Annotated in this window: 27 protein-coding genes; 16 read left to right on the top strand and 11 right to left on the bottom strand. The window is 62.2% G+C overall.

All coding sequences use genetic code 11. The annotated features are described in order from the left end of the window. The first annotated feature begins 10 nt into the window (after nucleotides 1-10). From HMPREF2785_RS06110 to HMPREF2785_RS06100, 3 genes are all read left to right on the top strand, one after another. A complete protein-coding gene (locus tag HMPREF2785_RS06110) occupies nucleotides 11-436 on the top strand; it encodes a hypothetical protein (RefSeq protein WP_070614533.1) in 426 nt (141 codons plus the stop codon). Between the two features lie 24 nt (nucleotides 437-460). Beyond that, complete coding sequence (locus HMPREF2785_RS06105) at nucleotides 461-1,087, top strand: TIGR03085 family metal-binding protein (protein WP_083292016.1); 627 nt, start codon at nucleotides 461-463, stop codon at nucleotides 1,085-1,087. Between the two features lie 67 nt (nucleotides 1,088-1,154). After that, entirely contained in the window at nucleotides 1,155-4,151 is a 2,997-nt protein-coding gene (locus HMPREF2785_RS06100) for an FtsK/SpoIIIE family DNA translocase (RefSeq protein ID WP_070614532.1), read from the top strand. A 59-nt stretch (nucleotides 4,152-4,210) separates the two neighbouring features. Here HMPREF2785_RS06100 and HMPREF2785_RS06095 read toward each other — a convergent pair whose 3' ends face one another. Further along, nucleotides 4,211-5,260 carry an HNH endonuclease signature motif containing protein gene (locus tag HMPREF2785_RS06095; protein WP_070614531.1) on the bottom strand — a complete coding sequence of 350 codons (1,050 nt, stop codon included), beginning with the start codon at nucleotides 5,258-5,260 and terminating at the stop codon, nucleotides 4,211-4,213. A gap of 261 nt (nucleotides 5,261-5,521) precedes the next feature. Between HMPREF2785_RS06095 and HMPREF2785_RS06090 the strand changes: the two genes are divergently transcribed. Continuing rightward, nucleotides 5,522-6,697, top strand: a complete 1,176-nt coding sequence (locus HMPREF2785_RS06090) for a TerC family protein (RefSeq protein WP_070614530.1) — start codon at nucleotides 5,522-5,524, stop codon at nucleotides 6,695-6,697. Here HMPREF2785_RS06090 and HMPREF2785_RS06085 read toward each other — a convergent pair. Further along, nucleotides 6,694-6,978 carry a YciI family protein gene (locus HMPREF2785_RS06085; RefSeq protein WP_070422311.1) on the bottom strand — a complete coding sequence of 95 codons (285 nt, stop codon included), beginning with the start codon at nucleotides 6,976-6,978 and terminating at the stop codon, nucleotides 6,694-6,696. The genes HMPREF2785_RS06090 and HMPREF2785_RS06085 overlap by 4 nt on opposite strands. A gap of 49 nt (nucleotides 6,979-7,027) precedes the next feature. Here HMPREF2785_RS06085 and pgsA point away from each other — a divergent pair, with 49 nt between their 5' ends. The 4 genes from pgsA (at nucleotide 7,028) to HMPREF2785_RS06065 (ending at nucleotide 9,373) form a co-directional block, all read left to right on the top strand. Next, nucleotides 7,028-7,567, top strand: a complete 540-nt coding sequence (gene pgsA / locus HMPREF2785_RS06080; RefSeq protein WP_083279421.1) for a CDP-diacylglycerol--glycerol-3-phosphate 3-phosphatidyltransferase — start codon at nucleotides 7,028-7,030, stop codon at nucleotides 7,565-7,567. Beyond that, the gene (locus HMPREF2785_RS06075; protein ID WP_070614529.1) at nucleotides 7,564-8,103 is read left to right on the top strand and encodes a CinA family protein; all 540 of its coding nucleotides are present in this window, start codon (nucleotides 7,564-7,566) and stop codon (nucleotides 8,101-8,103) included. The genes pgsA and HMPREF2785_RS06075 overlap by 4 nt, the downstream gene beginning before the upstream one ends. A 23-nt stretch (nucleotides 8,104-8,126) precedes the next feature. Beyond that, nucleotides 8,127-8,474, top strand: coding sequence for a helix-turn-helix domain-containing protein (locus HMPREF2785_RS06070; protein ID WP_070422314.1), 348 nt, complete (start codon nucleotides 8,127-8,129; stop codon nucleotides 8,472-8,474). 74 nt (nucleotides 8,475-8,548) lie between these two features. Beyond that, nucleotides 8,549-9,373 (top strand): PspA/IM30 family protein, encoded by an 825-nt coding sequence (locus HMPREF2785_RS06065; RefSeq protein WP_070451023.1) that lies wholly within the window; start codon nucleotides 8,549-8,551, stop codon nucleotides 9,371-9,373. A gap of 55 nt (nucleotides 9,374-9,428) precedes the next feature. Here HMPREF2785_RS06065 and HMPREF2785_RS06060 read toward each other — a convergent pair whose 3' ends face one another. The 3 genes from HMPREF2785_RS06060 to HMPREF2785_RS06050 are packed head-to-tail and all read right to left on the bottom strand — an operon-like array spanning nucleotide 9,429 to nucleotide 11,292. Then, nucleotides 9,429-10,034: an energy-coupling factor transporter transmembrane component T family protein gene (locus HMPREF2785_RS06060; protein ID WP_070451024.1), complete on the bottom strand. Its 606-nt coding sequence runs from the start codon at nucleotides 10,032-10,034 to the stop codon at nucleotides 9,429-9,431. Next, nucleotides 10,031-10,720, bottom strand: coding sequence for an energy-coupling factor ABC transporter ATP-binding protein (locus HMPREF2785_RS06055; protein WP_070483837.1), 690 nt, complete (start codon nucleotides 10,718-10,720; stop codon nucleotides 10,031-10,033). Before HMPREF2785_RS06055 ends, HMPREF2785_RS06060 begins: the two co-directional genes overlap by 4 nt. Before the next feature lie 5 nt (nucleotides 10,721-10,725). Next, a complete protein-coding gene (locus HMPREF2785_RS06050) occupies nucleotides 10,726-11,292 on the bottom strand; it encodes a biotin transporter BioY (RefSeq protein ID WP_070422318.1) in 567 nt (188 codons plus the stop codon). Between the two features lie 58 nt (nucleotides 11,293-11,350). Here HMPREF2785_RS06050 and HMPREF2785_RS06045 point away from each other — a divergent pair, with 58 nt between their 5' ends. From HMPREF2785_RS06045 to recX, 3 genes are all read left to right on the top strand, one after another. Then, complete coding sequence (locus HMPREF2785_RS06045; RefSeq protein ID WP_070422319.1) at nucleotides 11,351-11,566, top strand: DUF3046 domain-containing protein; 216 nt, start codon at nucleotides 11,351-11,353, stop codon at nucleotides 11,564-11,566. 202 nt (nucleotides 11,567-11,768) lie between these two features. After that, a complete protein-coding gene (gene recA, locus HMPREF2785_RS06040; protein ID WP_070422320.1) occupies nucleotides 11,769-12,890 on the top strand; it encodes a recombinase RecA in 1,122 nt (373 codons plus the stop codon). Nucleotides 12,891-12,893: 3 nt separating this feature from the next. Next, on the top strand, nucleotides 12,894-13,481 hold the full coding sequence (gene recX, locus HMPREF2785_RS06035) for a recombination regulator RecX (RefSeq protein ID WP_070614528.1): 588 nt from the start codon (nucleotides 12,894-12,896) through the stop codon (nucleotides 13,479-13,481). A 27-nt stretch (nucleotides 13,482-13,508) separates the two neighbouring features. On the opposite strand, the gene HMPREF2785_RS06030 is transcribed toward recX, so the two are convergent. From HMPREF2785_RS06030 to gluA, 4 genes are all read right to left on the bottom strand, one after another. Next, complete coding sequence (locus tag HMPREF2785_RS06030; protein WP_070569957.1) at nucleotides 13,509-14,462, bottom strand: amino acid ABC transporter permease; 954 nt, start codon at nucleotides 14,460-14,462, stop codon at nucleotides 13,509-13,511. Beyond that, on the bottom strand, nucleotides 14,462-15,148 hold the full coding sequence (locus HMPREF2785_RS06025) for an amino acid ABC transporter permease (protein ID WP_070614527.1): 687 nt from the start codon (nucleotides 15,146-15,148) through the stop codon (nucleotides 14,462-14,464). Before HMPREF2785_RS06025 ends, HMPREF2785_RS06030 begins: the two co-directional genes overlap by 1 nt. An 85-nt stretch (nucleotides 15,149-15,233) precedes the next feature. Beyond that, entirely contained in the window at nucleotides 15,234-16,106 is an 873-nt protein-coding gene (locus HMPREF2785_RS06020; RefSeq protein ID WP_070614526.1) for a glutamate ABC transporter substrate-binding protein, read from the bottom strand. 31 nt (nucleotides 16,107-16,137) lie between these two features. Further along, complete coding sequence (gene gluA / locus HMPREF2785_RS06015) at nucleotides 16,138-16,866, bottom strand: glutamate ABC transporter ATP-binding protein GluA (protein ID WP_167615586.1); 729 nt, start codon at nucleotides 16,864-16,866, stop codon at nucleotides 16,138-16,140. A gap of 129 nt (nucleotides 16,867-16,995) precedes the next feature. Here gluA and miaB point away from each other — a divergent pair, with 129 nt between their 5' ends. Continuing rightward, complete coding sequence (gene miaB / locus HMPREF2785_RS06010) at nucleotides 16,996-18,525, top strand: tRNA (N6-isopentenyl adenosine(37)-C2)-methylthiotransferase MiaB (RefSeq protein WP_070614524.1); 1,530 nt, start codon at nucleotides 16,996-16,998, stop codon at nucleotides 18,523-18,525. 17 nt (nucleotides 18,526-18,542) lie between these two features. Beyond that, nucleotides 18,543-19,163 carry an Rv2732c family membrane protein gene (locus HMPREF2785_RS06005; RefSeq protein ID WP_070422327.1) on the top strand — a complete coding sequence of 207 codons (621 nt, stop codon included), beginning with the start codon at nucleotides 18,543-18,545 and terminating at the stop codon, nucleotides 19,161-19,163. Here the strand turns inward: HMPREF2785_RS06005 and HMPREF2785_RS06000 are convergent. Beyond that, entirely contained in the window at nucleotides 19,160-20,230 is a 1,071-nt protein-coding gene (locus HMPREF2785_RS06000; RefSeq protein WP_070614523.1) for a GNAT family N-acetyltransferase, read from the bottom strand. The genes HMPREF2785_RS06005 and HMPREF2785_RS06000 overlap by 4 nt on opposite strands. Beyond that, nucleotides 20,230-21,594, bottom strand: coding sequence for a DUF349 domain-containing protein (locus HMPREF2785_RS05995; protein WP_070614522.1), 1,365 nt, complete (start codon nucleotides 21,592-21,594; stop codon nucleotides 20,230-20,232). The genes HMPREF2785_RS06000 and HMPREF2785_RS05995 overlap by 1 nt, the downstream gene beginning before the upstream one ends. Nucleotides 21,595-21,726: 132 nt before the next feature. Between HMPREF2785_RS05995 and HMPREF2785_RS05990 the strand changes: the two genes are divergently transcribed. From HMPREF2785_RS05990 to dapF, 3 genes are read left to right on the top strand one after another with little or no spacing between them, the layout of a single operon-like run. After that, complete coding sequence (locus HMPREF2785_RS05990; protein WP_070614521.1) at nucleotides 21,727-22,293, top strand: hypothetical protein; 567 nt, start codon at nucleotides 21,727-21,729, stop codon at nucleotides 22,291-22,293. Continuing rightward, nucleotides 22,290-23,189: a tRNA (adenosine(37)-N6)-dimethylallyltransferase MiaA gene (gene miaA / locus HMPREF2785_RS05985; protein WP_070614520.1), complete on the top strand. Its 900-nt coding sequence runs from the start codon at nucleotides 22,290-22,292 to the stop codon at nucleotides 23,187-23,189. The genes HMPREF2785_RS05990 and miaA overlap by 4 nt, the downstream gene beginning before the upstream one ends. Beyond that, nucleotides 23,186-23,986 (top strand): diaminopimelate epimerase, encoded by an 801-nt coding sequence (gene dapF, locus HMPREF2785_RS05980; RefSeq protein ID WP_070614519.1) that lies wholly within the window; start codon nucleotides 23,186-23,188, stop codon nucleotides 23,984-23,986. The genes miaA and dapF overlap by 4 nt, the downstream gene beginning before the upstream one ends. The last annotated feature ends 25 nt before the right edge of the window (nucleotides 23,987-24,011 follow it).

Below are 24,011 nucleotides of genomic sequence, written 5' to 3'. Positions count from 1 at the left end.
TTTCAGAGGTATGAAAAAGTCACTCGTAGCACTCACCGCCACCGCGACCCTTCTCACAGCCACGCCTGCACTTGCCGACGAGCGAGCACATCCGCTGCCGGAGGGGACACCGGTTCCGTACGATCCGGGCTACACCGGATACTGGATGAGCCACGACGTTGTGCGCCCTGGTGATAAGGACTACTACTCGGCTAATAACGATGCGATTCGTGTGCTGGGTCGTTTCGACGGCGACCAGATCCTGTGCGCACACTACAAAGGTGGCATGCAGGGGTGCTACGTCGAAGGTCATTCGGTCACCGATTTGGGTTACGGCGCGTCGGGTCGGGTCGTGACCACTGACAAGACGTGGGCGATGTTCGCACCTGTACTCCGAGTTTTCATCAATATCGAGCAGAATCTCTTTAGCGTGTTCCGGAGCGCGCAGCTGCTCTAAAGGCTCGTGGCTATGCTCGTTGGCATGTCTTTTGCACAACGAGAACGCTCACGTCTAGCCGAGTTGTTCCTTGAGGTAGGCCCTGATGCGCCCACCTTGAACGAAGGGTGGAACACCTTCGACTTGGCCGTACACCTGCTGATCCGCGAGTCGAAGCCCTTGGCGTTGCCGGGCATGTTCGTGGACGCACTGTCGGGTATGACGGAGAAGGAAACCTCAAAGGTGAAGGCCCGCCCATACACCGAGGTGGTGAACGAGTGGGCGGCCGGCCCGCCGGTGTGGATCAAGCCGTTCGATGCTGCAATGAACACTGCCGAGCACTTTATTCACCACGAGGATGTGCGCCGGGGTGGGGGAGAGGTGCGCCCGCGCGACTTTTCTCGCACGGTGAACGCGCAGCTTTTGGCGCTGGCGAAGCGCTTCGGCGCGATGACGTTGCGCAAGGCTCAAGCGCCCGTGATTCTGACACCGCCGGACCTGCCGCCGGTGACTCTCGGGGATAAGGCAGGGGTGGCACAGCGTGGCGACGACGTCGTGCGCGTCAGCGGGGCACCCGGCGAATTGCTGTTGTGGGTATCGGGTCGCAACGCTGCGGAGATTGAACTGACCGGCGCATTGGAAGCGCTCGATGGTCTGGATGTCAAGATTTAACGCTTGACACCGCGCCTCTGGTGTGGCGTATGGGGAAAATGTGACTTAAGGCGTTAGAGTTACACCCATGTCTGTCAAAAACACCGCACCGCGTAACTCGCGGTCTTCTTCACGCCGCTCGGCGGACGGCACCCGCTACGGCGGGCCGGTGTCGATGACACACCCGCCGACCTCTTCCACCGTGGCCGCCGACACTGCCGATGAGCGCGTCGGCTCTGCGTACAAAGTGGTCGGTAGTTCCCTCGGCGCCGCAGCCCGCGGCGTCGGTTCGTTTCTCCGGCGCGAGCCGCGCCACCATGAGCAGGAAGAAGAGAATCTGAGTACCTCACGCCGTCGCCCGCGACGCGACCAGTATGACGACCACGACGAGCTCGAGCAGCGTGACGACGACCCCACGCCGCGTTCCAGCACCTTCGAGCACCACGCCGACGCATGGGGTCTTGTACTTATCGGCCTCGCGGCCGTCATCGGCGGCTCAGTGTGGTTCGATGTTGCGGGCCCGGTCGGGGATTTGATCTCCACCGGCACGCACTGGTTGATCGGTGCAGGTGCGCTGATCCTGCCGGTCGTGCTCGTCGGCGTCGCTATTGCGCTCATGCTTAACGTGCGCGCGAGCGATGAAGTTCGCGCACGCGCCGCTCTGGGCTTCAGCATCATCGCAGTGGCGATGCTTGGCCTCATCCACGTGTTTGCCGGCAACCCTTCGGCATGGGAAGACCGCCGAATCGCTGGCGGCGCGATCGGTGCCTTCACCGGTGGTTTGCTCGCTGCCGGGTTTTCCTCGTTCGTTGCCGTGCCGCTGCTGGGCTTGATCGTGCTGTACGGCGCGCTCAAAGCGACAGGTATTACGGTGCGCGAGGCCTACGACTACGTCAAGGGCCTCGTTGCCGGCATGCTCAACGCAGAAGACGATGAGGACGACGACCCGTACTCGCACGTCGACGCAGACCTCGATGACATTGCTGAAGGCCGCGAACGCCCACGCCCACGCGCGTCGCGTCCAGCGCCACGTCTGATGCCTCGTCCGCGCCGCCCGCGCACGCCGATGGAGAGTTACCCCACCAACGAGGACGAAGACGACGACCTGTTCGACTTCGCCGACGACCTTAACGACACCGACGACACCGACGACACCTCCGAACCAGAACCAGAACCGGAGGCGACCACGGTCGTTCCTCGTCCGAAGCGTCGCCCCGCACCGAGGTCAGCGCCGGCACCAGCGCAGACGACCCGCGCCGACAACAACCCCAACGAGACGAAGGTGTTGGAGCGCCCGGAAGAGACGTCGGATCGTCGACAAGCAGTGGCCCCCGATGCCGTCGAGACCTCGCGCGAGCAGATGGCGAAAGCCATCGCCGCACGCTCCGGCATCGACGCCTCCAAGATCCCTGCAACCACCCCAAAGTCCGAAACCCAACCACCGGCACCGAAGCAGGTACGCAAGATCCCGCAGGGCGACTACACCCTGCCCTCAACCGACCTGCTCATCCCCGGCAACCCGCCGAAGACGCGCACCGAAGCCAACGACCGCATGATCGAAGCCATCACCGATGTCTTCGAAGAATTCAACGTCAACGCACAAGTCACCGGCTTCTCCCGCGGCCCGACAGTGACCCGTTACGAGGTCGAACTTGGCCCAGGTGTGAAGGTCTCCAAGATCACCAACCTGCAGTCCAACCTCGCCTATGCGGTGGCCACCGACAACGTCCGCCTGCTCACCCCGATCCCCGGCAAATCCGCCGTCGGCATCGAGGTACCCAACGCTGACCGCGAAATGGTACGCCTGCGCGACGTGCTCGACGCACCGAACGTGGCGTCGCAGGACGATCCGATGCTCATCGGTCTGGGCAAGGACATCGAAGGCGACTTCATCGCGTCGTCGGTACAGAAGATGCCGCACCTGCTGGTTGCGGGTTCGACGGGTTCCGGTAAGTCAGCGTTCGTGAACTCCATGCTCATCTCGTTGCTCACGCGCGCCACCCCTGAGGAGGTCCGCCTCATCCTGGTGGACCCGAAGATGGTGGAACTGACCCCGTACGAGGGCATCCCGCACCTGATCACGCCGATTATCACTCAGCCGAAGAAGGCGGCCGCAGCCTTGCAGTGGTTGGTGGAGGAGATGGAGCAGCGCTATATGGACATGAAGTCCGCGCGCGTGCGCCATATCAAGGACTTCAACCGCAAGGTGCGCTCTGGTGAGCTGACGGCCCCTCCGGGGTCGGAGCGTGAGATGCGTCCGTACCCGTTCATCGTGTGTGTTGTCGACGAGTTGGCAGACCTGATGATGACGGCGCCGAAGGAAATCGAGGACTCGATCGTTCGTATCACGCAGAAGGCGCGTGCGGCCGGTATCCACTTGGTGCTTGCGACCCAGCGTCCGTCCGTGGATGTGGTGACTGGTCTGATTAAGACGAACGTGCCGTCGCGTCTTGCGTTTGCGACCTCGTCGTTGACGGACTCTCGCGTGATCCTCGACCAGGGCGGTGCCGAGAGGCTCATCGGTATGGGTGATGGTTTGTTCATCCCGCAGGGTGCCGGCAAGCCGCAGCGTATGCAGGGCGCGTTCGTTTCGGACGAGGAGATCCAGGCGGTTGTCGACGCTGCGAAGTCCCAACAGGACGAACCCGACTACGTTGAGGGCGTCACGGAGGATAAGCAGGCGGAAGCCAAGGTCATTGACGACGACATCGGTAAGGACATGGACGACCTCCTCGAGGCCGTCGAGCTGGTGGTGACCTCCCAGCTGGGTTCGACGTCGATGCTGCAGCGCAAGTTGCGTATCGGTTTCGCCAAGGCTGGCCGCCTGATGGACCTGATGGAATCTCGCGGTGTGGTCGGCCCGTCTGAGGGGTCGAAGGCTCGCGAGGTGTTGGTCAAGCCGGAGGAGTTGGAGACGATCATCTGGATGATCAAGGGCGCCGATCCGGCTGAGGCACCCAAGGACGTCATGCTTGACGACGACACCACCACCGACGGCCCTGACTCTGGCAGTGACACTGGCGGCACCGACGGCGACACCCGCACCGTCACCGCCACGTACAACCCCACTGGGGGAGCCTTCTAGCCTGTCTGAGGGCATGTCGAATAACCCGCCGTGTGCGGGTTTTCGTCGTTAAGTAGCCGCTAGCCGAAGAGTTGCTGCATTGCCCCCGCTTCGGTCACGGGAACCGGCACACCACTTGGCGAGACCCACGTCGGGGTGCCGTTGATGATTTCGATGCGCCCTCGACTGGTGTGCCAAGGGTCGTCGTCGTTGACCCGGTTGTGGTAGCTGCACAGGGGTGCGAGGTTATCTATGTTGGTTTCTCCGCCGTGCTTCCAGGCCGTGATGTGGTGAATCTCGCACGAGTCAGCTCCATGACGGCAAGAGGGGAAGGGACAACGAGGCATGAGCAGGCGTGCGAGGTCGCGCTGCTTTTGGTTGGCGAAGCGCTGTGTCCGGTAGAGGTTCACCGCCCCGGCTTGCGGGTGGAACAGGGCGATTTCGCCGAAGGTGAGATTGAGGTACTCGGCTCCGGTCATGGTGGTGCCGTCGGTAAGTACGAGGGTCACATCCTCGCCGTCGCCGGAGAGGATCTGGATGTGCTCAGGTAGCGGTGCGAGCACTATAGGGCGGGGAGCGGCGTGTGGGATGGAGGTGCCATCGCGAAGCAGTGAGAGAAAGGCGTCAAGCATCTGCGGTGCCGCGGGCCGTGAGCTGTCCACGTGCTGGCGCAGGGCGTGCTCGAGATCCGCGATGTCTCGCTCGGAGGCGGTGACCCTCATCGTCCGCATCCCAAGGGTGGAGCAGAAGAACGTGACCTGTGCCTTCGGCATCCTCGGCGCCGTTGGTGGGATGAGGTCTTTTGCAGCCTGGCGCAGTGCGGCGAAGCTGCCGTGGACGGCGAGGAGCTTGTGGCGCACGCGCCAACGTTCGCCCTCATCGTCGATTGCAGTCAGCCGGTTCTCGATGTACGACAGCCGGTCCAAGTCGAACGCGCCAGCGCGGGCCGCCTCAAGGGCTCGGCGCTGCTGCTTGGTCCACTTTGTGGCGCCGAAGTAGACGTCGTGGATGCGGCCCCAGGCGGTCACGGTTGCTGGCCGGCAGCGGCTGGCAAGTGCGGCTGCACGGTTGAAGCCTTGCAGGCTATCCACCGTGGGCAGGTCTGCGAGGAAGGTTTCAAATGGGCTCATGCCTCGCACGTTAAACCAGTTCCGCAATGCCCGGCAGGGCCCTTGTGGATAACCGCGTTGACACATCAACAAACTGGGGTGGTTATCCACATTCGCGACACCAAAAAAGTGTGTGTATTGTGTTACCCACTTGGAGGGGAGTACCCCGGAAGTGTTCTGGATCGTCAACACGGTGTCGTCGAAAAGTGATGGCCCCGGTCCGAACAGCCCACTTGGGTGGGGGAGACCTCCGGTCGTTTCTGCTACCGGAGGATTAAACGCATGCATGTGCCGTTAAGTATTTGGCTGATCACCTCTGCGGTGATCCTGGGATTTTTCATCTTTGACTTCGTCTCGCACGTGCGTACCCCGCACGAGCCGACGATGAAGGAATCGGGCGGCTGGGCCCTGTTCTACATGACCATGGCCTGCATTTTCGGCGGGATCGTGTGGTGGCTGTGGGACGGCGAACACGGCATGCAGTTCTTCACTGGCTACATCACTGAGCTGTCGCTGTCGGTAGATAACTTGTTCGTGTTCGCGCTGATCATGGGTGCGTTCAAGATCCCGCGTGCATATCAGCAAAAGGTGTTGCTGATCGGCATCGTGATCGCGCTGATCTGCCGTCTCGTATTCATTCTGCTGGGTGCCGTGATCATCGAGGCCTGGTCGGACGTGTTCTACATCTTCGCCGCCTTCCTGATCTACACCGCGATCAAGATGGTGTACGACGAGGTGACGGACCAAGAGGATCCGGATCCGAACGACATGATGGTGGTCAAGACGCTACGCAAGGTTATTCCGGTGACCAGCTCGTACCACGGAGACCGTCTCGTTTCGAGGACTCAGGCCGGAAAGAAGGCTGTCACGCCGCTGTTCGTCGCCCTGCTGTCCATCGGTTTCATCGACGTGATGTTCGCCTTCGACTCCATCCCGGCGATCTACGGCATCACCCAGGAATCCTTCCTCGTGTTCACCGCCAACGCGTTCGCGCTGCTGGGCCTGCGCCAGCTCTACTTTCTGCTCAACGGCCTGCTCGACCGCCTGGTATACCTGCCGTACGGCCTCGCGGTGGTGCTCGGCTTCATCGGCGTGAAGCTGCTGTTGCACGCGCTGCACGAGAACAACCTGTCGTTCATCAATGGCGGCGAGGGTCTCGACGTGCCGGAGGTCGGCACTGTCGCCTCGCTGCTGATCATCGTCGGCGTGCTCGTCATTACCGCCGTTGCGTCCGTGATCAAGGATCGTGCCGACGTGAAGGCTGGTGTTCGTGATCCGAACGAAAACCAGTACCACATTGATTTCGACGACCACGGCAACCGCCGCAAGGTCGACCGTCACGGCCATCATGTTGAGTGGATCGACGACCCGGCGACATCTGGCAAGGGCGATCACACCGCGACGGGATCGCGCGAGACCGCCCACCTCGATGTCGCGCGTGGGGGTAGGAAGGCTTAGCCGAAGATATTCATCACCGGGTTCCACTCCCGGATCTCGCGCGCTGCGAGTGCGCCGGCGGTCGTGTATGGGTCTTGATCCAGCACGGCCGCCGCATCAGCTTCAGTGGCAGTGTCGGGCAGTTGCAGGATGATCAGGGCTTGATTGACGCCGATAAACGGGCCGGATCCCACGATGCGTCCGAGTGCGAGTTGCGAGGAGATGAATTCGCGGTGGGCGGGGCGGGTGTCGTCGACAAGCGTTTGCTCGCCGTAGGTGTAGGTTGCTGCGAAATACTTCATGGAGGGCAGTCTAGGTGGAACGCGTGAGATGGGTATGGTGGATCGCGTGATGCAAACGGATAAGCCGTCGAATTGGAATCTGCCGAATGTGTTGACGTCTCTGCGGATTCTGTTCATTCCTGTGTTCGCGTGGCTGGTGCTTTCGGAGCGCTGGTGGTGGGCGTTTGGCCTGTTTGTGGCGTTGATGATCACAGATAAGCTTGACGGGGATATTGCTCGTGCGCGGGGGCTGATTACGGATTTCGGCAAGATTGCTGATCCGATCGCGGACAAGGCGTTGATGATTACTGCGCTGGTTACGTTGAATATTGCGGGGCCGTTGCCGGTGTGGGTCACTGTGGTGATCGTGGCTCGTGAGCTGGGGATCACGGTGTGGCGTATGTGGATGTTGCGTCGCGGTCTGGTGGTGCCTGCGTCGAAGGGTGGCAAGGTGAAGACTGTCCTGCAGTCGCTGGCGGTTGGCCTGTACTTGTGTCCGTTGCCCGCATGGGCGGATACGCCGGTGTTTGTGGTGATGTTGCTCGCGGTGGCGGTCACCGTGGTTACGGGTGTGCAGTATTTGGTTGATGCAGGAAAGGCGAACAAATGACGACGGCGCAATTGCTTATCGACGAACTACGTTCCCGGAACCAAACCATCGCTTTTTGCGAGTCGCTGACTGCCGGGCTTGCTGCTGCGACCCTTGCGGACGTGCCGGGTGCTTCCGACGTACTCGTCGGCGGTTTGGTGACGTACTCGGCGGAGCTCAAAACCGAGTTGGCCCACGTTCCGGCCGACCTGATTGAGGAAGAAGGCGTGGTCTCCGCGGCGGTGGCCCGCGAGATGGCGCGCGGTGCTCGTAAGGTGTGCGGGACGGATTGGGCGGTTGCGCTTACTGGCGTCGCAGGGCCCGGTGCGCAAGACGGTATGCCGGCTGGCACGGTGTGGATTGGGCTGGCTGGGCCGCAGTGGACGGCGTCGTCGCAAGCTGCGGAACTGCTCGATTCGGAAGCGGGCCGGTATGCGCTTGTCGATGGACATGCGACCCCTGTCCGAGTCCTCGCAGGGTCGCGCAACGAGATTCGCCGACGCGCGGTCGAAGCGGCCCTGGTTGGTGCGCTGACTGGCGTTCGGGAACAAAACTAGACCACCGATCGTTGGAGCAGCTGATGACAACTACGACTCTGCTTTACGAAGCCCCGGTAGAACTGCCGATTGCATCCGCCCCAGCGCGTGAGCCGCTGTTCCGCGAAGCCCTCGGTATGTCGCTGCGCGCTTTTCGCGCTGATAAGGGCGTAACTCTTCGCACGTTGGCGAAGGAGGCTCGCGTGTCTTCCGGCTACATCTCGGAGTTGGAGCGCGGTCGCAAGGAAGTGTCCTCTGAACTGCTTGCAGCGCTGTGCGAGGCACTGGACACCACGGTGTCTGAGGTGTTGTTGGAAGCGGTGGCGAATATGTCGCTGCATTCCTTCAACGAGGAACTCGCGGTCACCTCTCCGGCGGCTGCGGAAGCGTAACGGAGCTCACCCGACTATTGTGGGTGGAGTTTGACGCACTAACTAATGAAGATGAAAGGTCGCGGTGATTAGCCATGGCGAACCCCTTTTCCAAGTTCTGGAACTACCTGATGGCTCTCTTCGACAACAAGATCGAAGAGAACGCTGACCCGAAGATCCAGATTGAGCAGGCCATCAACGAGGCGCAGCGCCAGCACCAGGCACTGTCGCAGCAGGCTGCCGCGGTGATTGGTAACCAGCGTCAGTTGGAGATGCAGCTCAACCGTCGCCTCGAGGATGTTGAGAAGCTGCAGGCGAATGCCCGCCAGGCGCTCAAGCTTGCTGATAAGGCTCGCGGCGAGGGCAACGCGCAGAAGGCGCAGGAGTACGAAAACGCCGCGGAGGCGTTTGCGGCACAGCTGGTCACCGCTGAGCAGGGTGTGGAGGATACTAAGCAGCTCCACGACCAGGCGCTGCAGCAGGCAGCTCAGGCGAAGCAGGCTGTGGAGCGCAACGCGGCGCACCTGCAGCAGCAGGTTGCTGAGCGCTCGAAGCTCCTGTCGCAGCTGGAGCAGGCGAAGATGCAGGAGAAGGTTTCGGAGACGATGCAGTCGATGAACTCGATTACTGCGTCCGGTCCGAACTTGGATCAGGTTCGTGAGAAGATTGAGCGTCGTTACGCTAACGCGCTTGGTGCCGCCGAGTTGGCGCAGAACTCCATTCAGGGTCGTATGGCTGAGGTTGAGCAGGCCGGTATCCAGATGGCTGGTCACGGCCGCTTGGAGCAGCTGCGTGCGGAGATGGCAGGCGAGCTCACCGCTGGCAAGAAACAGGCGATTGAGCCGGGGCAGTCCGCTACCGACGCTAACGTCAGCGATGATGCGGTTGCGCAGCGCATGCGCGAACTGCGCGGCGAGTAAATCACAACGTCGAAGGCCCGAAGCACATCGCTTCGGGCCTTTTCGCTGCGTGGGGTTAGTCGACGGCGCCGCGCGCCATGAGCGCTTCACCGATCATCTTCGCCCGCCGCACGGAGCGGATGACCAGGGGAGTGCCGAACGCTAGGAGGGAGAAGCCAGCCCCGCGGGCTTTGCGGGCGTCGAGGACTTCGTTCGCGGTCGCGAGTGTCAGCGGAATCAGGCGAATGGTGAGTGCAATGGTGAGCGAGATGAGTTCGCCTGTGCGTCCCAACGGTGCGAGTGCTCGGTCGAGGGCGTCAAGGAGTTCCTGGACCGGGGTGGTCAGTGTGAGCAGGTTCGCCGCCGCGATGGTGGCAAGCAGCCCGATGAGTAGCGTCGCCGCCGATTCGACGCCGTTTTGCCACACCATGAACGCGCCTAAAAAGATCAGGAAGGGCAGGAGTGGCACGAGTTGGCGCCACGCAATCTTCATTGGGATGCGTGCCCACAAGTAGAGCACCAGCACAAACCCGAGTGCGGCGGCTGCGTGCCAGGGCCGGGTGGGCAGGACAGTGACCCCGATGATGAAGACCACCAGCAGCACGAACTTCAGCGCTGGCTGGATGCGGTGGAGCAGTGTGTCGCCGGGGATGTAGACACCGAGGGGGAGTTCGCGGATCATGGTTTGTTATCCATGAGGTCGGTGTAGAACGCGATGGCGTCGGCGGGGTTGCTGTCGTAGACGAGTGCGCCGTCGTCGATGACGAGGACGCGTTCGAAGTCGCGCAGCATGTCCAGGTCGTGTGTGACCACGATGAGTTGCTGCTCGAGTGCGTTAAGTTCGCGCACGATTCGTTTGCGGTTGCGCAGGTCAAGCAGTGTGGTCGGCTCGTCGGCGATGATGGTATCTGGTTCGATCACCATCACGGATGCAAGTGCGAGCATCTGTTTTTCGCCGCCCGACAGGGTGTGCGGTGAGTTTTCGGCGAGGTCGGTGAGTTCGAAGCGGGCGAGAGCGTCGTCGACACGCGATCGCACTTCGTCGCGGGGGAGTTTGAAGCGGCGAAGAGAGAAGGCGACGTCGTCGGAGACGCGTGGCATGACGATTTGGGATTCGGCGTCGGAGAAGACGAATCCGACGCGTTTGCGGACGTCGCGGCCTTGGGTGGTGGGGGAGAGGTCGTCGTAAAGCACTTGCCCTGAAGTGGGTTCGATGAGTCCGTTGATGAGGCGCACGGTGGTGGATTTGCCGGAACCGTTGGAGCCGATGATGCCGATGCGTTGCTCACTCAGGCGCGTGGTGAGTGGCTGAAGGACGGTGTTGCCGTCGTAGGTGACGGCTGCGCCTTTGAATTCGATGACGGGCATCGTGCTTATCGACGACTACCGCGCAGGTCAGGGAACGCCTGGTGCACCGCGATTGCGATGGCGATCATGAGAGCGACCTTGCCGGCGTCAGGCAGCAGGAATGGCACCTGTGCGGCCCATGCTGCGCCGAAGGACATCTCAGCGCGGGCCATGAGGCCGAATACGCCGCAGAGGTACTGGAAGAACAGGGCAACGTAGCCGGCGACGATGAGGACGCCGATCGTAGCCGCGGTGTTGCGGCGGAATGGCGCACGGTAGGCGATCAGGCCCGCGACGGTAGCGGAGACGAGGTAGCCCACAAGGTAGCCCACGGTCGTGCCGCCGAGTGCGGAGATGACGGTGCGGCCGCCTGCAAGCACGGGTAGTGCGAGGCCGACCAGGAGGAAGATACCTGCGGTGAACAGGCCGCGGCGCCAGCCGAGGACGAGGCCGGCGAGGATGATGGCTGCGTTTTGCAGCACGATAGGCACGCCTGCGGCGCCGACGGGGATGGAGACGAAGCCGAGAGCGATGATGATGGCCGCGAAGACGGCGATGAGCGCAATGTCCTGCGCGGTGGAAGATTTACTCATGCGCGGCAGTGTACCTGAACGCCGTTCAATAACGCGTGTTCGGGTAGCGTGTTGAGTCATGCGTTTGACGGAGTTTCATCAACTGGTCGAGGACGAATTTGGCGCGGGTCGAGCCAAGTGGATTATCGATACGCAGGTGATACCGGGCTACGAGCGCACCGCGGCGGACATGATCGAAAGTGGTGTCGATCCCCGCGAGGCGTGGCGCGGACTCTGTGAAGCGTTTGACATTCCGGAAGAGCGCCGACTTGGCATTGACAGGCCCGGGTTTTGAATTCCCGTTCGAACACGCTTGCGTGTACAGTGTTCGATGTCGTAGCCGCATTCTAAAGTGGCTCCTGTATTCGCCCCCGAGGAACTTTCCTTGTTTTGGAGGGAACCGAAGGGTAGGCGCGTGCGTCTAATAGGCACGGACTAACACACAGTGTGGATGCGACAACCATCGCGCCACCAACAATTTGGAGGATGAACACCACATGGCAACGAAGAAGAAGACTGCGGCTTCAGCCGCAAACTCGCGCCAGAATGCTCTTGATGCTGCGCTGGCGATGATCGAGAAGGATTTCGGTAAGGGTGCTGTGATGCGCTTGGGCGATGAGAATCGTCCTCCGATTCAGTCCATCTCTTCCGGCAACACGGCTATCGACGTTGCCCTTGGTATCGGCGGCTGGCCACGCGGCAGGGTCGTGGAGATCTACGGCCCGGAGTCGTCCGGTAAGACGACCGTTGCCCTGCATGCGATTGCGGAGGCGCAGCGCGCAGGCGGCATCGCGGCGTTCATCGATGCCGAGCACGCCCTCGACCCTGACTACGCCCGCAAGCTTGGCGTGGATACCGACAATCTGCTGGTCTCCCAGCCAGATACGGGTGAGCAGGCGCTTGAGATCGCGGACATGCTGGTGCGCTCCGGAGCGATCGACATGATCGTGATCGACTCTGTCGCGGCGCTGACTCCGAAGGCTGAGATTGAGGGCGAGATGGGTGACTCCCACGTTGGCCTCCAGGCACGCTTGATGTCGCAGGCACTGCGCAAGATGACCGGTGCGCTGTACAACTCCGGGACTACCGCGATCTTCATTAACCAGCTGCGTGAAAAGATTGGCGTGATGTTTGGCTCCCCGGAGACGACCACTGGCGGTAAGGCCTTGAAGTTCTACGCGTCGGTGCGTTGCGATGTCCGCCGTATTCAAACCCTGAAGGACGGCCAGGATTCCATCGGTAACCGCACCAGGATGAAGGTTGTGAAGAACAAGGTTTCCCCGCCGTTCAAGATCGCCGAATTCGACATCATGTATGGCGAAGGCATCTCGCGTGAGTCCTCCATCATCGACATGGGTGTGGAAAATGGCATTGTGAAGAAGTCTGGCTCCTGGTTCACCTATGAGGGCGACCAGTTGGGGCAGGGCAAGGAGAAGGCGCGCCTGTTCCTCAAAGACAACCCGGACCTGGCCGACGAAATCGAAGACAAAATCTTCCGCGCGCTTGGTGTGGGCAAGTATGCCAATGTTGACGACGATGCCTTGTCGGATGATCCCGTAGACATGGTGCCCAACATCGATTTTGACGACGAAGACGACGCCAAGGCCGACGAGAAGTAGCCGATGGCGGACCCCGAAAAGATTGCGCGCCTCAAAGCTGCTCTCGAGGCGTACGAGCCGGGGTCGGGTTTCATCGACCACGCACATGAGGAGGCGAAGGCGCCGGTACGCAAACGCGCATTAGGGCTGCTGGATCAGCGGGCGCGCTCGCGTGAGGAGCTGCGTGGTCGGCTGATCAAGGCTGAGTTTGAGCCCATGCTTGTCGACGAAGTTCTCGACGACCTCGCCAGCTCAGGCCTGATCAATGACGCAGCATTTGCTTCTGAGTGGGTGCGTCAGCGCGCTGCGCGTCGCGGCAAATCTGCCCGCGCGCTCGATATGGAGCTGCGCGACAAAGGGGTGGGCAGTGCCGATCGTGCGGCTGCGCTCGAGCAGATCACGGACGACGATGAGGAGCGCATCGCCCGCGGAGTCGCGGAGAAGGCGGCGCGCAAGGTGAAACACGCACCCGAGGGCCGGGGCGAGTACGACAAGTATTTGCGCCGGATCGTCGGGGCACTTGCCCGCCGTGGGTTTCACCAGGGGCTGGCAATGCGCCTGGGCCGGGAAGCGCTCGACGAACGCATCGCCGAGTGCGAAGCCCACGCGTGACGCGGGGTGGTGACTCCGCACGCGGGGTTAGTGTTTCTCCACGGGGTTGTCGATCTGCTGGTACCCAGGGGCTTGCCAGTCGAGGTTGACGGTGTCCTTGGTGTCCAGGCCCACTTCCTTGCCAGCGGTGGGCACCTTGGCAAAGGGGTTGCGGCGCGCTCGGCCGGCGCGTAGTTGGCGCTCGACGCGGGTTGCGAGCATTGTCAGCGCGTAGTTGATCAGGATCATGATGATGGCCACCACGATGAGCGACGCCAAGTAGTTCCGGTTTGCAGAGGCGACCTGCGTGCCGGAGCGGACAACCTCGACGTAGCCAATTTGGTAGCCCAGGGCGGAATCCTTCAGCGCAATGACCATCTGGGAAATCAGTGCCGGCAGCATGGCTGCGACGGACTGGGGCAGCAAGATCTTGCCCATGGTTTGCCAGTGGCTAAGCCCAAGCGCCTGGGCTGCTTCCGTTTGCCCGCGGGGTAGCGATTTGATGCCGGCGCGGAGGATCTCGGCGATAACGGAGCCGTTGTAGAGCGTCAGTGCCACAACGACGGCCCAAAACGCGAGCGACGCTGGTGGAACGATCTTGTATACCGCGAAGACCTGGTACAGGAAGATCATGAGTAGCAGCACTGGAATGGCGCGGAAGAACTCGACAACCACAGCGCAGAAGCCACGCACGATCTTGTTTGGGGCAAGGCGGCCAAGCCCGAAAATCACGCCGAAGACAATTGCGAGCAGCACCGATACGACGGCGGCCTTAATGGTGCCGACGAGGCCAGGGATGATGTATGTGGTCCAGGTGTTTCCCTGGATGAAGGGGGTCCAGCGTTCGGCGTCGAGTTGGCCGTGTGTGGCTAGTTTGCTCAGTACCCACCAGCCGACGAGCAAAAGCACAGCGATGGTGATTGCGGTGTAAATGTAGTTGCGGCGTACGGCTTTGGGGCCGGGGGCGTCGTAGAGAACAGTTGCGCGGACAGAGGATGCCATTATCGTTTCACCGCCAGACGGTTAGACAGCCAGCCGATGACGAGCCCTGTTGGCAGTGTGAGCACGATGAAGCCGAGGGCGAAGATGCCGAAGATGGCGAAGAGCTGGTTTGCGTGGAATTCGATGGTGGATTTCATCAGCAGCGATGCTTCCGCGACGCCGATGACCGATGCGATCGTGGTGTTCTTCGTCAAAGCGATCAGCGTGTTGCCCAGCGGAACGATTGCTGCACGCAGAGCTTGGGGGAAGATAATCAACGAGAAGATCTGCCCGAAGCTCAGTCCGAGGGAGCGTGCGGCTTCGGCTTGTCCGAAGTGAACGGTGTTGATGCCGCTTCGGAGCGATTCGGCGACGAAGCACGAGGTGTACAGGATGAAGCCGAGGATCGCGAGGCGGAAGTTTTGGTCTGCAAGGTAGGTGCTGGATTCGCGGCTCGCGAGCTCAAGGCCAAGGTTTTGGTAGAGGCCGAACGAGCAGAACAGGATCACAAGTGTCAGCGGGGTGTTGCGCACGGTGTTGATGTAAAACGCTGACAGGTTCCGCAGGATGGCAACGGGGGAGACCCGCATAGCAGTGAGTAGGGTGCCCAGGATCATTGATCCGATGGCGGAGTAGACGGTCAGCTTGATTGTGGTCCAGAATGCTGGCCACAGTTTGGGCGCGAGATCAGCCCACATTGCATCCATGGTGGGAACTTCCAATACGTGAAGGAGATGAAGAAGGGTTGGGGCTCGGTGGCCGGGTGGGGTTCACCCAGCCACACGGCAGGTGCTACTCGACGAAGGACAGGTCGCCGACCTTGTCCTTTTCAACACCTTGGCCGCCGTCGAGGTTGTCGTTGACGAACTTGTCAAAGGATCCGTCCTCGTAAAGGGCGTTGAGTGCCTTGTTGACGGCCTCGAGTGCGCCCGGGTCTTCCTTCTTCAGGCCGACGCCGTAGTGCTCGTTGGTGAACTGCTCGCCGTCCTTCTTCAGCTCGACGACCTTGAAGTCGCCCGGGGACTGTGCGGAGTAGCCGCCGAGGATGGTTGCGTCGGTGGTGAGGGCGTCGACGTTGCCGTTGCGCAGGGCTTCGACGCAGGAGGAGTAGGTGTCGTATTCCTGGAGCTGGACGCCCGGCAGGGTGTCCTTGACCTTCTGTGCCGGGGTGGAGCCGGTGACGGAGCAGAGGATGCGGCCGTCGAGGGCTTCGAGGCCGGTGATCTCGGCGTCGTCGGAACGGACGAGCAGGGCCTGGTGGGTCAGCAGGTAGGGGCCTCCGAAGTCGACTGCTTCGGAGCGTGACTTATTGATGGAGTAGGTCGCGGCGATTGCTGCGACTTCACCGTTTTGCAGCACGGTTTCGCGCTGTGCGGATGGAGTTTCGCGCCACGTAATTTCTGGGTGCTCCCAGCCATTTTCGTCGGCGATGTGGTTGACCACATAGGTGGCGACATCGACGTCGAGGCCGGTCATAGAGCCGTCTGCTTCGCGCAGGCCAAGACCGGGCTGGTCGTATTTGGTGCCGAGGGTGACGTTGCCGGCCTCGATCTGTGCGAGGAGGCCTTCGGCGTCGCCAGCGGAGTCGCCACCGCAGGCGACGAGTGTGGTGGCTGCGAGTAGGACTGCGGCGGTGGTTGATGCGAAACGTGCGGTGCGCTTCATGGTGGTTCTCCTTGTAAGAAACGTGGGTGGGTTAATGGGGCAGGATCTTGCCGAGGAAGTCTTGTGCACGGCTGGACTGCGGGTTGGTGAAGAATGACTCTGGGTCGGTGTCTTCGACGATCTCGCCGTCGGCCATGAACAAGATGCGGTCGGCAACTTTGCGGGCGAAGCCCATTTCGTGGGTGACCACGACCATGGTCATGCCGCTTTCGGCGAGTTCAGCCATGACGTCGAGGACCTCGCCGACCATTTCGGGGTCGAGGGCGGAGGTGGGCTCGTCGAAAAGCATGACTTTCGGCTCCATGGCAAGGGCGCGTGCGATAGCGACGCGCTGCTGTTGGCCGCCGGAGAGCTGTGCCGGGTATTTCTCTGCCTGGTTGCCGATGCCGACACGGTCGAGCAATTCGCGAGCCCGTGCGGTGGCTTCAGCCTTTTTCACCTTGCGGACCTTCATGGGGCCCAAAGTGACGTTATCCAGAATGGTCAGGTGGGGAAACAGATTGAACTGCTGAAACACCATGCCGACGTCTGAACGGAGTTGGGCCAGTTGCTTCCCTTCAGCCGGGAGGCTGCGGCCGTCAATTTCGATCGTGCCTTCCTCGATGGTTTCGAGGCGGTTGATCGTCCGACACAGGGTGGATTTTCCCGATCCGGACGGTCCCAGCACTACGACTACTTGTCCGCGGGGGACTTCAAGGTTGATGTTTTGTAGTGCGTGGAAGTCGTCGAAGTACTTTTCCACACCCACCATGCGAATCATGGGTTCGGCAATCTCCTGTGTCATACAGCGCACAGTAGGCCATAAACGTGACGCGCGTGATAGGAATTGGGAAAGTATTTGTAATTACCAGTTAGGTCTCGGCGCTGCGCCTGGTTAGACTGTCTCGCCGTGACTACGGCAAATACCTCTGAAAACACCACTTCCCGCACCTATGAGGTGCGTACGTTCGGCTGTCAGATGAACGTGCACGATTCTGAGCGTCTTTCGGGCTTGCTCGAGGATGCCGGATATGTGGCGGCGGACGAGGGGACTGAGCCCGACCTGGTGGTCTTCAATACCTGTGCGGTGCGTGAAAACGCGGATCAGCGCCTGTATGGCTCGCTCGGACAGTTGAAGAACACGAAGGCGAATCATCCGGGCATGCAGATTGCGGTCGGCGGGTGTTTGGCGCAGAAGGATCGCGACACGGTGATTGAGAAGGCACCGTGGGTCGACGCCGTCTTTGGCACGCACAACATCTCCGCATTGCCGGCGTTGCTCGATCGCGCACGGGTGGAGGACGAAGCCCAGGTAGAGATTGTTGAGTCGCTCGAGGTGTTTCCGTCTGTCCTGCCGGCGAAGCGCGAGTCTGCCTACGCCGGTTGGGTGTCTGTGTCGGTGGGCTGCAATAACACGTGTACGTTCTGCATCGTGCCGTCGTTGCGTGGTAAGGAGCAGGATCGCCGCCCGGGCGATATTTTGGCGGAGGTGCAGGCGCTCGTCGATCAGGGTGTGTCCGAGGTGACGCTGCTTGGTCAGAATGTGAATGCGTATGGCGTGAACTTTGTCGACGAGGACATGGAGCGCGACCGTTCTGCGTTCTCCAAGCTCTTGCGTGCCTGTGGCGACATCGAGGGCTTGGAGCGTGTGCGTTTTACGTCGCCGCACCCGGCGGAGTTCACCTCGGATGTGATTGACGCGATGGTGGAGACTCCGAACGTGTGCCCGCAGCTGCATATGCCGTTGCAGTCGGGCTCCGACAAGGTGCTCAAGGACATGCGCCGTTCCTACCGGTCGAAGAAGTTCCTTGGGATTTTGGAGGAGGTGCGTGAGAAGCTTCCGCACGCTTCCATCACCACTGACATCATTGTCGGGTTCCCGGGTGAGACTGAGGAGGATTTCCAGGCGACGCTCGATGTGGTGGAGAAGGCTCGTTTTACCTCTGCGTTTACGTTCCAGTATTCGCCGCGTCCGGGCACGCCGGCTGCGGAGATGGAGCAGCAGATCCCGAAGGCTGTGGTGCAGGATCGTTTCGAGCGCCTGCTTGCCTTGCAGGATCGTATTAGTGCTGAGGAGAACGAGAAGCTGATTGGCACGGAGCAGGAGTTGCTCGTGCAAGCGGGTGGTGGACGCAAGAATGATCGCACGCACCGCATGTCGGGTCGCGCTCGCGATGGCCGCCTGGTGCACTTCGCGGTTGAGGGTGACATTGATGGCGAGATCCGCCCGGGCGATTACGTCACTGTCACCATCACTGAGTCCAAGCCGCACTTCCTTATCGCAGATTCTGGGGTGCGTGATCACCGTCGTACGAAGGCCGGCGACAATTCGGCGGCGGGCCAGGTGCCGACGACTGCACCTGTCGGCGTGGGGCTTGGCTTACCGACGATCGGTCAACCGCCCAAGCAGCCCACCGGCGATTCGTCCTGCGGCTGCTAGGGGCTACAGTGGCTGCTATGACGCAGCAGGATTCGCAGACGTTGGCTCGCGCGGAGAAGTCCGCCGCTTCGCAGATCACGATGGGGGCGAAACGGTGGGTGCTCGCCGCGTGTGCGGTGGTGTACCTCGTGGCGTTGGTGTTGCCGTTTGCAGGTGGGGTGGCCGGTTGGCAGGTTTTGGGGCTGACCCAGGCGTCGCGCGATGCGCGCACTTCGGTGGCGGAGTACTTGTTTGTGTGGTTTTCCTTCATCGGTGTTGGGGTTTTGACATCGCTCGCAGTTGCTTTGCGACGATTCGCCGTCACCCTGCCTGCCTGGATGGTCACAACGGTCTCTGCCGTGTTTTCCATCCTCGGCATTTGGTTGCGCAACCAAAGTGCTCCGGAAACCTCACGCGACATCGGCTACTACCTGGCCATGTTGGCTGTGTTCGTTGCGGTGTTCACGCTGTTCCCGCTGATCCTGTCTCGCTCTGAGGCACAGGTGAAGGTGGCCGACGAGCGCGCGAAGGTGCAGCAGCGCGACGACGTGGCGTTGCTGCAGCAGTCGGCGACGCATCAGGCGAACGCGCACGAGGAGAACCCGTTGCTTGTGGACGACCGCCGCGCCCGTGCCGCCGAACGCCACCGCAAGATTTAGACCTTTTGCCACCCTGTCGTCGCGGAAACCACTTCCGCGCCGACCCCTTTCATTATGGCGGCTGCTGGCGCGGAGTCGGCGGGGTAGGAGCAGTACACCGTCTCCAAGTCTTCCCAGGTTGCGTGTGCTCGCTCGAGTGAAGCGCGCAGCAGGGATTTGCCGATGCCACGGCCGCGGTGCTCTGGCAGGACGTAGACAAGACCGAGTTCGCAGACCTTCGGGTCGTCGGCGTGGAAGCGCACGACTTCGCAGAGCCCGACGATGACGCCGTCGACGTAGGCCAGCCCGGTCAGTTGCGAGCCGCCTCGGTCTTGCAGCCTCGCGCCGGCGTCGCGGATGCGCTCAAGGTCCCAATTGATCGTGTCCATCACGAGCTCGCCGCGAGGGTAGTCGCGCGATGCCGCGGTGAGCAGGCTGGAGAACTGTTCCACTTCGTTCGCGCCGGCCTTGCGCTTGGAAAAGAACCCCGGGCCTTCGATGACTGCAAACTCGGCGGCCCCAGAATCGGGCAGCGCTTCTAGTGCGGTGATCTTGAAGGTGGCCTGGTCTTCCCGGAAGGCCGCCGTGTAGCCGGCTTCGGTCAACGCGGGGGATGCCGGAGCGTCGGGCAGGTGGGTGACCCAGAGTTGGCGGATGGGGCGTTCGAGGCGGGCGGAGAGGTCGTCGAGAAGCAACAGCGCTGCGGCCCACGGTTCGGGCGGTTCATCTTCGCCGGGCATGGGCGCGATCTCGGCGTCGAAGGTGAAGTTCGCTTCGATCACGCGACGGTCTTCGAGCAAAGGCAGGGAGATGAAGAGCCAGGCGTCGGTGTGGCCGAGGTCGTCGTCGAAGAGTTCGCGGTAGCCCAGATCGGTCACCGGGCGGGGAGCCTGTTGGGAGGTGAGCGCGAAGAGGATTGCTTCGGATTCGGCGGACGGCTCGAGGCGCTTCGCAATGTGCGATGCGGACACGCCAGAGGTGGCAAGACCGGTGATGTCTTGGATGGCGAGCGTTGCGGAAAATGCGTAACCCCCGACCACTGCCTCCGATGAGTTGGGCCGGGGGACGTACTGCTGTGGTGTGAGCACTAGCCCTCGTTCACAGCCTTCGCGGCAACGTCGGCGAACTCCTGCCACTGCTTCGCCTGCTCACGCAGCGTTGCTGCCTTGGCGGCGTTGCCCTTGGCCTCGGCCTCCTGGGCTTGGCGCTCGAAGTCGTCGGCCTTAACCTGGAACTGGTTGACCTTCTCCTGCTGGGCGGGGTTGGTCTTGCGCCAGCGGGAGTCTTCGGCGTCGGAAACACGCTGTTCGATGCGGGCGATCTTGTCCTCGTATTCGCGGACGCGACCGCGTGGTACGAAGCCGATCTCGTCCCACTTGTCCTGCAGTTCGCGCAGTTTCGCCTTTGCGGCGCCGAGGCCCTTTGCGGGGTCGATCTGCGCGTCGTATTCGGCAATCAGCGCGTCCTTGGCCTCCGCGTTGGCCTCGAATTCGCGGTCGCGCTCGGCGTTGACGGCGTTGCGGGCTTCGAAGAAGTGGTCCTGGGCGGCGCGGAAGCGCTCCCAGAGCTTGTCGTCTACCTCGCGTGGGGCGCGGCCGGCGGCTTTCCATTCCGTCATCAGGTCGCGGTAGGCGCGGGCGGTGTTGCCCCAATCAGTGGAGTCCTTGAGAGCCTCGGCACGGTCGACGAGTTCTTCCTTGACCTTCTTGGCTTGGGCGCGGTTGCGGTCCAACTCGGCGAAGTGGGCGCCGCGGCGGCGGTTGAAGCTGTCGCGGGCGCGGGAGTAGCGCTTCCACAGTTCGTCATCGGTTGCGCGGTCGATGCCACGGATGCCACGCCACTCCTCGAGGATGTCGCGGATGCGGTCGCCGGCGCGCTTCCATTCGGTGGAGTTTTCTGCCAGGTCTTCGGCTTCGGCGGCGAGGGCTTCCTTGCGGGCGATCGCTGCCTTACGTCGCTCCGCCTTCTGCTCCTTGGCCTGCTCACGCGCATCGGCGGATGCGGCGATGGCAGCATCGAGGCGGGCTTCGACGGCGTCGAGGTCGCCGATCACTGCGGCGTCGTCAAGCGATGCCTTGAGTGCCTCTGCGGATTTGCGGATCGCATCGGCGTCTTCCGGGTGAGCGCGCAGGCGAGTCTCGATGAGTTCGACTTCGGTAACCAGGTCGTCGTAACGCTGCCCGTAGTGTGCGAGGCCTTCCTCGGGCGTACCTGCCTGCCAGGACGCGATCTGGCGTTCAGTGCCGCCGCGGGTGAGGAAGACGTTGCCGTCTGCATCAACACGGCCAAACTTCGACGGGTCCGACGGCGTACGCGCCGGAACAGGCGCCGGTGTCACTGACGGGGCGGCAGGCGCCGCAGCCGGGCGTGGCCGAGGCTTCGGACCCTTCTTCGCCATGGCGGCAGGCGAGGGGATCTTGCCAGAGGTGTTGGTGGGGTTCGACTCGGTCATGGTGGTCGTCCTTTCCGCGGCCTTGGGGCCGCACTGTGCCGCGCGCCGCGGCTGCCTTTGCGCAATGCATGCGATCGTACAGCCACACACATCGCTGCGGGGTGATTTGGGTCTCTGGGTAGGGTTGGGCGGGTGAGAGCAAACCTTTGGATCATCCCCGGATCGCCTGCGTTGGCGCTCTCGCCTCACGACGACGCCTCGCAGCGCCTCCTCGCCGCCACCCGTGCGTTGGCAGAAACTGCAGGTGGCCGCGCCATCGACATCGTCTGCTCGCTCGACGAGCAGTGGCACACGGCGCACACGGGGTCGTTTCGTGCCTGGGGCGGCCCTGACATCACGGTGCGTAGTGGGAACCACTTAGGAGAGCTGGTCGCTAGGTTTGCGCTGGGGGACCCGGAGGTTCGCGAGGTACGTTCGCGCATTGACGACCCTGACCCCGCCGCCATCACCGTTGTCGTCGTCGACGGGCCTGCGGGGTTAACTCCGCGCGCCCCGCTGGCCTTGGTGCCCGGCGCGCCGGAGACGCACGAGGCCATTGTGCGGTGGTTGGACGGTGGTGAAGCGGTGCTCGTCGATACGCAGGTGCTCGAACCGGAACTGTGGCGCGAACTCGCATCACTTGAGCGCAAGGATGCGCGGTTGATCGATGCCGATGACACGCTGGGTGTCGGACGGTATGTAGCGGAGTGGAGCGTATGAACCCCATAGCAGTTGTAGGGCCCACCGCCAGCGGCAAGTCCGCGCTTGGCATTGCGTTGGCGCACGAGTTTGGCGGGGAAGTGGTCAACGTGGATTCGATGCAGCTCTACCGGGGCATGGACATCGGCACCGCGAAGTTGCCGGTGGAGGAGCGCGAAGGCATCCCGCACTACCTGCTGGATATTTGGGATGTGACCAAGACCGCCTCCGTCGCGGAGTACCAGACGCTTGCCGTGGCCACGGTTGAGGAGATCATGGCGCGTGGCAAGGTGCCGGTGCTGGTGGGCGGTTCGATGCTGTATGTGCAGTCGCTTATCGACGCCTGGTCCTTCCCACCCACCGACCCCACCGTGCGCGCCCGCTACGAGGCGCGTCTGGGGGAGATCGGCGTCGACGCGCTGCACGCCGAACTCGCCGAGGTCGATCCGGAAGCAGCCAGCATCATCGAGGACAAAGACCCGCGACGTACCGTGCGCGCCCTCGAAGTCATCGAATTGACCGGCAAACCGTTCAAGGCTTCCCAACCGCCGAAAAATGCCCCTCCACGTTGGGGCACGCGCATCCTTGGCCTGCGCACGAACGCCGAGTGGCTCAACCCCCGCATCGAGCTGCGCACCCGCACGATGTTCGAGCATGGGCTTATCGACGAAACCCGCGCCCTGGTCACAGACGGCCTCGTCCGCAATTCCACTGCCGGGCGAGCCATCGGCTACGCGCAGGTCCTCGCCATGTTCGACGGGGAACTCACCGAAGAACAAGCGCTTGAGCAGACCATCACCGGTACTCGCCGTTACGTGCGCCGGCAGCGCTCCTGGTTTAACCGCGACCCGCGCACGCAGTGGCTCGACGCCGCTGATTCGAGCGTGGTGGATCTCGCGTTAGACTCGCTGGCGTGAAGTTCCTGAAAGCACATGCTACCGAAAACGATTTCGTCGTCCTGATCGATGTCGACGACCAACTCGACATCACCCCTGAGCAGGTCGCCTTCCTGTGCGACCGCCGCGCCGGCGTGGGCGGAGACGGCCTACTGCGCGTGGTGCGTCGCGACGGAATGTGGTTTATGGACTACCGCAACGCCGACGGTTCCATCGCCGAGATGTGCGGCAACGGCATCCGTGCCTTCTCCCATGTGCTCGTCGCCGAAGGGCTTGAAGATGCCCGCGAGTTCGACGTGGACACCCGCGCCGGGGTGAAGCACATCCGCGTGCTTGAAGCTGATGACGCCAACGCCGTCGTCTCCGTCGGTATGGGCCCGGTGGAGGTCACCGGTGTATCCACCGCGGCAATGGGGGACAACCAGTTTGCTGGCATCGGCGTGGACGTGGGCAACCCGCACCTCGCCTGCGTGATTCCGGGTCTCACACCTGAAGGGCTTGCGGAGATGAACTTTGTTGCCCCGACCTTTGACCCGGAGTTCTTCCCTGAAGGTGTCAACGTCGAGGTGCTCACCGAACTTCGCGACGGCGAGGCCCACATGCGTGTCTGGGAGCGCGGCGTCGGGGAGACCCGCTCCTGTGGGACCGGCACGGTTGCTGCAGCGCAGGCAGTGCTTGCAGACGCCGGAATTGAAAACGGTGCCGTCACCATCAACGTCCCCGGTGGCGCCGTCAAGGTCGAGCTCAACGACGGTGTAGCCACCATGACCGGCCCGGCCACCATCGTGTTCCGTGGAGAGCTGGCCCGCGAACTTTAACGAGCAGTTTTTGTAAACCACGTGT

Source organism: Corynebacterium sp. HMSC067D03, assembly GCF_001811185.1.
GTDB classification, from domain to species: Bacteria; Actinomycetota; Actinomycetes; order Mycobacteriales; family Mycobacteriaceae; genus Corynebacterium; species Corynebacterium coyleae.
Note: the sequence above shows the minus strand (reverse complement) of the source record. Positions and strands in the feature narration are given on the sequence as shown.

What these genes read in the sequence shown, in the direction of transcription:
- recA (WP_070422320.1), top strand. Translation starts at nt 11,769, where the DNA reads ATGGCAACGAAGAAGAAGACTGCGGCTTCAGCCGCAAACTCGCGCCAG.
- recX (WP_070614528.1), top strand. Translation starts at nt 12,894, where the DNA reads ATGGCGGACCCCGAAAAGATTGCGCGCCTCAAAGCTGCTCTCGAGGCG.
- miaA (WP_070614520.1), top strand. Translation starts at nt 22,290, where the DNA reads ATGAACCCCATAGCAGTTGTAGGGCCCACCGCCAGCGGCAAGTCCGCG.
- HMPREF2785_RS06105 (WP_083292016.1), top strand. Translation starts at nt 461, where the DNA reads ATGTCTTTTGCACAACGAGAACGCTCACGTCTAGCCGAGTTGTTCCTT.
- HMPREF2785_RS06045 (WP_070422319.1), top strand. Translation starts at nt 11,351, where the DNA reads ATGCGTTTGACGGAGTTTCATCAACTGGTCGAGGACGAATTTGGCGCG.
- HMPREF2785_RS06060 (WP_070451024.1), bottom strand. Translation starts at nt 10,034, where the DNA reads ATGATCCGCGAACTCCCCCTCGGTGTCTACATCCCCGGCGACACACTG.
- HMPREF2785_RS06005 (WP_070422327.1), top strand. Translation starts at nt 18,543, where the DNA reads ATGACGCAGCAGGATTCGCAGACGTTGGCTCGCGCGGAGAAGTCCGCC.
- HMPREF2785_RS06085 (WP_070422311.1), bottom strand. Translation starts at nt 6,978, where the DNA reads ATGAAGTATTTCGCAGCAACCTACACCTACGGCGAGCAAACGCTTGTC.
- HMPREF2785_RS05995 (WP_070614522.1), bottom strand. Translation starts at nt 21,594, where the DNA reads ATGACCGAGTCGAACCCCACCAACACCTCTGGCAAGATCCCCTCGCCT.
- pgsA (WP_083279421.1), top strand. Translation starts at nt 7,028, where the DNA reads ATGCAAACGGATAAGCCGTCGAATTGGAATCTGCCGAATGTGTTGACG.
- gluA (WP_167615586.1), bottom strand. Translation starts at nt 16,866, where the DNA reads ATGATTCGCATGGTGGGTGTGGAAAAGTACTTCGACGACTTCCACGCA.
- HMPREF2785_RS06020 (WP_070614526.1), bottom strand. Translation starts at nt 16,106, where the DNA reads ATGAAGCGCACCGCACGTTTCGCATCAACCACCGCCGCAGTCCTACTC.
- HMPREF2785_RS06075 (WP_070614529.1), top strand. Translation starts at nt 7,564, where the DNA reads ATGACGACGGCGCAATTGCTTATCGACGAACTACGTTCCCGGAACCAA.
- HMPREF2785_RS06070 (WP_070422314.1), top strand. Translation starts at nt 8,127, where the DNA reads ATGACAACTACGACTCTGCTTTACGAAGCCCCGGTAGAACTGCCGATT.
- HMPREF2785_RS06055 (WP_070483837.1), bottom strand. Translation starts at nt 10,720, where the DNA reads ATGCCCGTCATCGAATTCAAAGGCGCAGCCGTCACCTACGACGGCAAC.
- HMPREF2785_RS06090 (WP_070614530.1), top strand. Translation starts at nt 5,522, where the DNA reads ATGCATGTGCCGTTAAGTATTTGGCTGATCACCTCTGCGGTGATCCTG.
- HMPREF2785_RS06100 (WP_070614532.1), top strand. Translation starts at nt 1,155, where the DNA reads ATGTCTGTCAAAAACACCGCACCGCGTAACTCGCGGTCTTCTTCACGC.
- HMPREF2785_RS06050 (WP_070422318.1), bottom strand. Translation starts at nt 11,292, where the DNA reads ATGAGTAAATCTTCCACCGCGCAGGACATTGCGCTCATCGCCGTCTTC.
- HMPREF2785_RS06025 (WP_070614527.1), bottom strand. Translation starts at nt 15,148, where the DNA reads ATGGATGCAATGTGGGCTGATCTCGCGCCCAAACTGTGGCCAGCATTC.
- HMPREF2785_RS06095 (WP_070614531.1), bottom strand. Translation starts at nt 5,260, where the DNA reads ATGAGCCCATTTGAAACCTTCCTCGCAGACCTGCCCACGGTGGATAGC.
- HMPREF2785_RS06030 (WP_070569957.1), bottom strand. Translation starts at nt 14,462, where the DNA reads ATGGCATCCTCTGTCCGCGCAACTGTTCTCTACGACGCCCCCGGCCCC.
- HMPREF2785_RS06065 (WP_070451023.1), top strand. Translation starts at nt 8,549, where the DNA reads ATGGCGAACCCCTTTTCCAAGTTCTGGAACTACCTGATGGCTCTCTTC.
- HMPREF2785_RS06110 (WP_070614533.1), top strand. Translation starts at nt 11, where the DNA reads ATGAAAAAGTCACTCGTAGCACTCACCGCCACCGCGACCCTTCTCACA.